Genomic DNA, 6,040 nt, shown 5'->3' on the forward strand with positions numbered 1-6,040 from the left:
TTCCCCGGCTCCAGCACCTGCCCCAGCGCCACAGGCCGCAGCGCCCGCACCGCAGGCCGGCGATCGCATCATCGCCAGCCCGCTGGCGCGGCGCATCGCTCAACAGAAGGGCGTCGATCTGGGCCAGCTGGCCGGCAGTGGCCCGCGTGGCCGCATCGTGCGCGCCGACGTGGAGGCCGCTATGGGCAAGCCCGCGGCGGCGCCCGCGCCCGTAGCCGCTGCCCCGCAACCCGCGCCCGTGACCAGCGACATTCCGCACGCGCAAGAGAAGCTGGGCAACGTCCGCAAGATCATCGCCCGCCGGCTGACCGAGGCCAAGCAGTCGATCCCGCACATCTATCTGACGCTGGACGTGGAGCTGGACGCGCTGCTGAAGCTGCGCGCCGAACTGAACAAGGCGCTGGAGCCGCGCGGGATCAAGGTGAGCGTCAACGATCTCGTCATCAAGGCGCTGGCGCTGGCGCTGCGGCAGGTGCCGAAGTGCAACGTGTCGTTCGCGGGTGACGCTCTGCTCGTCTACGACCGGGCGGACATCAGTGTGGCGGTGGCAGCGCCATCGGGCCTGATCACGCCGATCATCGTGGGCGCCGATGGCAAGACGATCAGCCAGATCGCCAGCGAGATGAAGACACTCGCCGAGAAGGCCCGCGCCGGCAAATTGCAGCCGCACGAATATCAGGGCGGCACCGCCAGCCTCTCCAACCTCGGCATGTACGGCATCCGCCAGTTCGACGCCGTCATCAACCCGCCACAGGCGATGATCCTGGCCGTCGGCGCCGGCGAGAAACGCGCCGTGGTGAAGGGCGACGCGCTGGCCATTGCGACCGTGATGACCATCACCGGCAGCTTCGACCATCGCGCCATTGATGGAGCGGACGGGGCTGAGCTGATGAGTGCGGTGAAGACGCTGATCGAGGCACCGCTGGGGCTGTTGGCATGAAAAATCCCTCTCCCCTTGCGGGAGAGGGTCGACTCGCCGAAGGCGAGCGGGGTGAGGGGGCTGCGCCTTTGAAGCAGCGCGCCCGCGCCATGCGCAAGTCGATGACGCCAGCCGAACGGGCGCTCTGGCATCTGCTCCGAGACCGGCGTTTCTCCGGGCACAAGTTCCGGCGGCAGGTGCCTGTAGGGCCCTTCATCGTGGATTTCCTGAGCTTTGCGGACCGATTGATCGTGGAGGCGGATGGCGGCCAGCACGCCGACAATCTTCCGGACGAAGCCCGTACGCGCTGGATGAAGGCGCAGGGCTTCCGAGTGCTGCGCTTCTGGAATCATGAGATACTGACCCAGCGGGAACTGGTCGCGGAGCGGCTGTTTCTGGCGCTAGCTGACCCCTCACCCCGCTCGGCTTCGCCGAGTCGACCCTCTCCCGCAAGGGGAGAGGGGAAGGAGTAACGATGGCTGACAATTTTGAGCTCCTGATCCTTGGCTCCGGGCCCGGTGGCTATGTGGCTGCGATCCGTGCCAGCCAGCTGGGCCTGAAGGTCGCCATTGTCGAGCGCGAGCGGTTGGGCGGTATCTGCCTCAACTGGGGCTGCATCCCAACGAAGGCGCTGCTGCGCACCAGCGAGATCTATCACTACATCACCCACGCCGATGCCTATGGGCTGTCGGTTGAGACGCCGTCGTTTGATCTGAAGAAGGTGACAGACCGCAGCCGCAAGGTCGCGGCGCAGCTGAACAGCGGCGTGAAGTCACTGATGAAGAAGAACAGGATCGAGGTGGTGGAAGGGCAGGGGCGGCTGACCGGGCCGACGACCGTGTCAGTCACTACCGCCACCGGCGAGCGCGTGCTGTCGGGCAAGAATGTCATCATCGCCACCGGTGCCCGCGCCCGCGATCTGCCGGGCGTGGAGGCCGATGGCAACCGCGTGTGGACCTATCGCCACGCCATGGTTCCGCCGGCGATGCCGACGAAGCTGCTGGTGATCGGTTCGGGCGCCATCGGGGTGGAGTTCGCCAGCTTCTATTCCGACATGGGCGCGAAGGTGACGGTGGTGGAGATGCTGGACCGCATCCTGCCGGTGGAGGACGAGGAGGTGTCCGCCTTCGTCCAGAAGGCGCTGGCCAAGCAGGGCATGGCCATCATCACCGGCGCGAAAGTGTCAGACGTGGCGCCGGGGCCGGAAGGGGTGAGCGCCACCATAACAGCTGCCGACGGCAAGGCGACGACCGATAGCTACAGCCATGTCATCGTCGCCATCGGCATCGTGCCCAACACGGAAGACATCGGGCTCGAAGCGCTGGGCGTTGCCACCAACCGCGGCCACATCGTGACCGACGGCATGTGCCGCACCAACGTGCCCGGTCTGTATGCGATCGGTGATGTCACCGGCCCGCCCTGGCTCGCCCACAAGGCCAGCCATGAAGGTGTGATCGCGGTCGAACATATCGCCGGCGGGCACCCGCATGCGATGGACGTCGCCCGCATTCCGGGCTGCACCTATGCCCGCCCGCAGGTGGCCAGCATCGGGCTGACCGAGGCGAAGGCCAAGGCCGCCGGCCACGCGGTCCGCGTCGGCAAATTCCCCTTCATCGGCAATGGCAAGGCCATCGCGCTGGGCGAGGCGGAAGGCTTCGTGAAGACCGTGTTCGATGCCGACACCGGGCAATTGCTGGGCGCGCACATGGTGGGAGCCGAGGTGACCGAGCTGATCCAGGGCTATGCCATCGCCATGGGGCTGGAGACGACCGAGGCCGAGCTGATGCATACCATCTTCCCGCACCCGACGTTGTCGGAGATGATGCACGAGAGCGTGCTCGACGCTTACGGACGCGCGCTGCATTTTTGAGAAGCCGGCCAAAGGCCGGTCTTGCAATCAAGACCAAAACAGTCGTATATAGCCGTCATCGGTTGGGCTTCGTGGTAACTGCCCTTGCCGCGAGCCTTGCCGGTGCGGGCGTATCCGTCACTCCCCCCTGTTTGTGTCGGATACGCCCGTTTTCCCGGTCACACGGCCTGCAGCCGGATACCGTTCTCGTCTTCCCATTCCACCGTCACCGGCTCGAACTTGCCGGTGTCGTGGTTGAGAACCTTCAGCACGCCATCGGCGATGTCGAACAGCGCCCCCTGCAACTTCAGTGTGCCGGCGGCTTCGGCTTCGGCGACGAAGGGGAAGGTCCTCAGATTGTCGATGGAGAGGCGGATGGCGGCCAGTTCCAGCGCGCTGCAGGCATCGATGTCGGGCGACAGCTGGGCGGCGGCACGGATCGTGTCGCGCGCCGGCGCAATCAGGCTCATCCAGCGGCCGATGAAGCCGCCTTCGCCCATCGGTGCATCTTCGAACGTGCCTTCCAGGCTGGCCTTGATGCCGCCGCAGCGGGCATGGCCCAGCACCACCACGTGATGCACCTTCAGCTGGGTGACGGCATATTCGATGGCAGCCGAGGTTGAGTGCTGGCTGTTGTCGCGGTCGCAGGGCGGCACCAGGTTGGCGACGTTGCGCACCACGAACATCTGGCCCGGTTCGGTGTCGAAGATGCGGGTGGGGTCCACCCGGCTGTCGGAACAGGAAATCACCAGCACGCCAGGTGCCTGGCCCTTGTCAGCCAGAGCGTCATAGCGGCGGCGCTGTTCCTGATAGGCGCCGGTGCGAAAGCGGCGATAGCCTTCCAGCAGAGCCTTGAATTCGGGCATGACACTCTCTCCCAATCGATGACGGCCCATGTTTATCACGAATGGCAGCCGCGTCACCCGGGAAGCTTGGCTTGAGCAGCGCCAGCGGCTAATCACGCGCCCATGACCGCTCCCGTCCTCGATCTCACCCCGTCCGGGCTGCCGCGCAAGCCTGACTGGATCCGGGTGCGGGCGCCGACGGGCCGCGCCCATGCAGAGACCCGGGCGCTGATGCGCGAGCTGAAGCTCAACACCGTGTGCGAGGAGGCGGCCTGCCCCAATATCGGGGAGTGCTGGAGCCAGAAGCACGCCACCGTGATGATCCTGGGCGACACCTGCACCCGCGCCTGCGCCTTCTGCAACGTCAAGACCGGCATGCCCGGCAAGGTGGACGCGGCCGAGCCCGGCCATGTTGCCGAAGCTGCCGCGCGTCTCGGCCTCGAGCATATCGTCATCACCTCGGTGGACCGCGATGACCTGCCCGATGGCGGCGCCAGCCAGTTCGTGAAGGTGATCCAAGAGCTGCGGCGCCAGACGCCGTCCACCACCATCGAGATCCTCACCCCCGATTTCCGCAACAAGATGGACCGCGCGGTGGCAATGATCGTCGAGGCCGGGCCGGACGTGTACAACCACAATCTCGAAACCGTGCCGCGCCTTTATCCCACCATCCGGCCCGGCGCGCGCTATTATCACTCGCTGCGCCTGCTTGACCGGGTGAAGAGCCTGTCGCCCACCGTCTTCACGAAGTCCGGCCTCATGGTCGGCCTGGGCGAGACAGGCCAGGAACTCCACCAGGTGTTCGACGACATGCGCTCGGCCGGTGTCGATTTCCTCACCGTCGGCCAGTATCTGCAGCCCACGCCGCGCCATGCGAAGGTGATCGAGTATGTGACACCGGCAACGTTCAATGCCTATGCCGCGGTGGCCCGCTCCAAGGGCTTCCTGCTGGTCGCTGCCTCGCCGCTGACCCGGTCGAGCTATCACGCCGGGCGCGATTTTGCCGAGATGCAGGCGCGCCGGAAGGCGGCTGCAAGCGCCTGATGCCCCAATATTATGCCTAAGCATCGCGAACTGCGGCGGCTGCCCTGGTCGGCGGCCGAGATGTTCGACCTGGTGGCGGACATCGGCCGCTACCCGGAATTCCTGCCGTGGGTGCAGGCGATGCGGCTCGGCCCGCCGCAGGATGGGGTGTTGGTGGCCGACATGGTGGTGGGCTTCCGCATGATCCGCGAGAAGTTCACCAGCCGGGTGACGTTCACGCGCCCCTCCGCCATCCATGTCGATTATCTCGATGGCCCGATGAAGCACCTGTTCAACGACTGGCAGTTCCGCGACGCCCCGGACGGTGGCTGCGAGATCGATTTCTCTGTGGACTTCGAGTTCCGCAACAAGGCGTTCGAGAAACTCGCCGGCCTTTTCTTCACCCAGGCATTCGAGCGCATGGTGGCCGCCTTCGTGGCACGCGCCGAGGCGCTGTACGGTCCGCGCCCTGCGGCTTGACAGCAGGGGCCCGGCAACTAGCTTCGCTCCGCTGCTCTCACGGAGATGATCCACATGCGCGCCAGTCTTCACGCCGGCATCGCTCTGGCCAGTGTCGCGGTCGGACTGCCGGCCATCGCCCAGACGGCGATTGTGGCCGAGAGCGCGGCGCCCGCCGATGGCGCCTGCCAGATCCATGTCTGGGCCACCAACGACCCGAAATCCTATCTTGGCAGCTTTTCGGCGGCCTTTGGCGGCGGCGCGCTGGGCGGGCTGCTCGATGCGCAATTGCCCAACAACAAGGCGATGACCGCACTGGTGAAAGAGGTGTTCACCGCTCGCCGCCAGGCCGAGCTACTGGCCCGGCAGGATCTCGCCAAGCGCCTCGGGATGCCCGGTGCGGTCATCGTGCTGCACGACAAGGCCACCGAGGAATCGGGCTGGAAGAACGCCAAGGCGGCGCGTCTGACGCCGACCACTGGGGCCTGCTATGCCGAGGTCCAGGTGCGCCACAGCTATTTCGTCAAGGCCAGCATCTTCCCGCCGGAGGTCCGCTCCAACTACACGCTGCGCGATTTCCGCTCTGGCAAGCTGGTGGAGACGCTGGGCCGCGGCAGCACCCGGCTGACCATCGACACCGCGCCGGGCCAGGAGCCCAGGGCGACGCTGGTGGAGGCTCTGGAAGACGGGTTTGCTGCGGCGTTCAACGAGTATCTGACCGAGAAGGGCTTCAACGGGGCCTGAGCAGCGCCAGCGCGACCAGCGTCGCCTGCCGGCGCACGGCGCTGCGGCCGATGTCGCCGAACTGCCGCGTCTCGGACACCACGTCGCCTCCCGCCACGGCGCGGGCAAACACCACCATCCCCACCGGCTTGCCCGGCGTCGCCCCGCCCGGCCCGGCGATGCCGGTGATCGAGACGGCCACGCCCGCCCGGCTGCGCGCCA

8 protein-coding genes are annotated in these 6,040 nt (G+C 66.6%); 6 read left to right on the plus strand and 2 right to left on the minus strand.

The features are described from left to right. The 3 genes from GJV64_RS10395 to lpdA form a co-directional block, all read left to right on the plus strand. On the plus strand, nucleotides 1-940 hold a 940-nt coding region (locus GJV64_RS10395; protein ID WP_164157166.1), incomplete at its 5' end, for a 2-oxo acid dehydrogenase subunit E2. A 68-nt stretch (nucleotides 941-1,008) separates the two neighbouring features. Beyond that, nucleotides 1,009-1,392: an endonuclease domain-containing protein gene (locus GJV64_RS10400; protein WP_235927696.1), complete on the plus strand. Its 384-nt coding sequence runs from the start codon at nucleotides 1,009-1,011 to the stop codon at nucleotides 1,390-1,392. Nucleotides 1,393-1,394: 2 nt separating this feature from the next. Continuing rightward, on the plus strand, nucleotides 1,395-2,789 hold the full coding sequence (gene lpdA, locus GJV64_RS10405; protein WP_164157168.1) for a dihydrolipoyl dehydrogenase: 1,395 nt from the start codon (nucleotides 1,395-1,397) through the stop codon (nucleotides 2,787-2,789). A gap of 158 nt (nucleotides 2,790-2,947) precedes the next feature. On the opposite strand, the gene GJV64_RS10410 is transcribed toward lpdA, so the two are convergent. After that, nucleotides 2,948-3,634 (minus strand): carbonic anhydrase, encoded by a 687-nt coding sequence (locus tag GJV64_RS10410; protein ID WP_164157169.1) that lies wholly within the window; start codon nucleotides 3,632-3,634, stop codon nucleotides 2,948-2,950. Between the two features lie 102 nt (nucleotides 3,635-3,736). Here GJV64_RS10410 and lipA point away from each other — a divergent pair, with 102 nt between their 5' ends. From lipA to GJV64_RS10425, 3 genes are read left to right on the plus strand one after another with little or no spacing between them, the layout of a single operon-like run. After that, nucleotides 3,737-4,657 carry a lipoyl synthase gene (gene lipA / locus GJV64_RS10415; RefSeq protein ID WP_164157170.1) on the plus strand — a complete coding sequence of 307 codons (921 nt, stop codon included), beginning with the start codon at nucleotides 3,737-3,739 and terminating at the stop codon, nucleotides 4,655-4,657. Nucleotides 4,658-4,669: 12 nt separating this feature from the next. Continuing rightward, nucleotides 4,670-5,116, plus strand: coding sequence for a type II toxin-antitoxin system RatA family toxin (locus tag GJV64_RS10420; protein ID WP_164157171.1), 447 nt, complete (start codon nucleotides 4,670-4,672; stop codon nucleotides 5,114-5,116). Between the two features lie 54 nt (nucleotides 5,117-5,170). Then, complete coding sequence (locus GJV64_RS10425; RefSeq protein ID WP_164157172.1) at nucleotides 5,171-5,839, plus strand: hypothetical protein; 669 nt, start codon at nucleotides 5,171-5,173, stop codon at nucleotides 5,837-5,839. Here GJV64_RS10425 and GJV64_RS10430 read toward each other — a convergent pair. Further along, a partial coding sequence (locus GJV64_RS10430) for a CinA family protein (RefSeq protein WP_205599594.1) occupies nucleotides 5,826-6,040 on the minus strand: 215 nt, incomplete at its 5' end. The genes GJV64_RS10425 and GJV64_RS10430 overlap by 14 nt on opposite strands.

This window comes from Sandarakinorhabdus rubra (assembly GCF_010994245.1).
In the GTDB taxonomy this organism is placed as follows: Bacteria; Pseudomonadota; Alphaproteobacteria; order Sphingomonadales; family Sphingomonadaceae; genus Sandarakinorhabdus; species Sandarakinorhabdus rubra.

Bases quoted from the DNA above. Each gene is read 5' to 3' on its own strand.
- GJV64_RS10420 (WP_164157171.1), top strand. From the start codon at position 4,670: ATGCCTAAGCATCGCGAACTGCGGCGGCTGCCCTGGTCGGCGGCCGAG.
- lpdA (WP_164157168.1), top strand. From the start codon at position 1,395: ATGGCTGACAATTTTGAGCTCCTGATCCTTGGCTCCGGGCCCGGTGGC.
- lipA (WP_164157170.1), top strand. From the start codon at position 3,737: ATGACCGCTCCCGTCCTCGATCTCACCCCGTCCGGGCTGCCGCGCAAG.
- GJV64_RS10410 (WP_164157169.1), bottom strand. From the start codon at position 3,634: ATGCCCGAATTCAAGGCTCTGCTGGAAGGCTATCGCCGCTTTCGCACC.
- GJV64_RS10425 (WP_164157172.1), top strand. From the start codon at position 5,171: ATGCGCGCCAGTCTTCACGCCGGCATCGCTCTGGCCAGTGTCGCGGTC.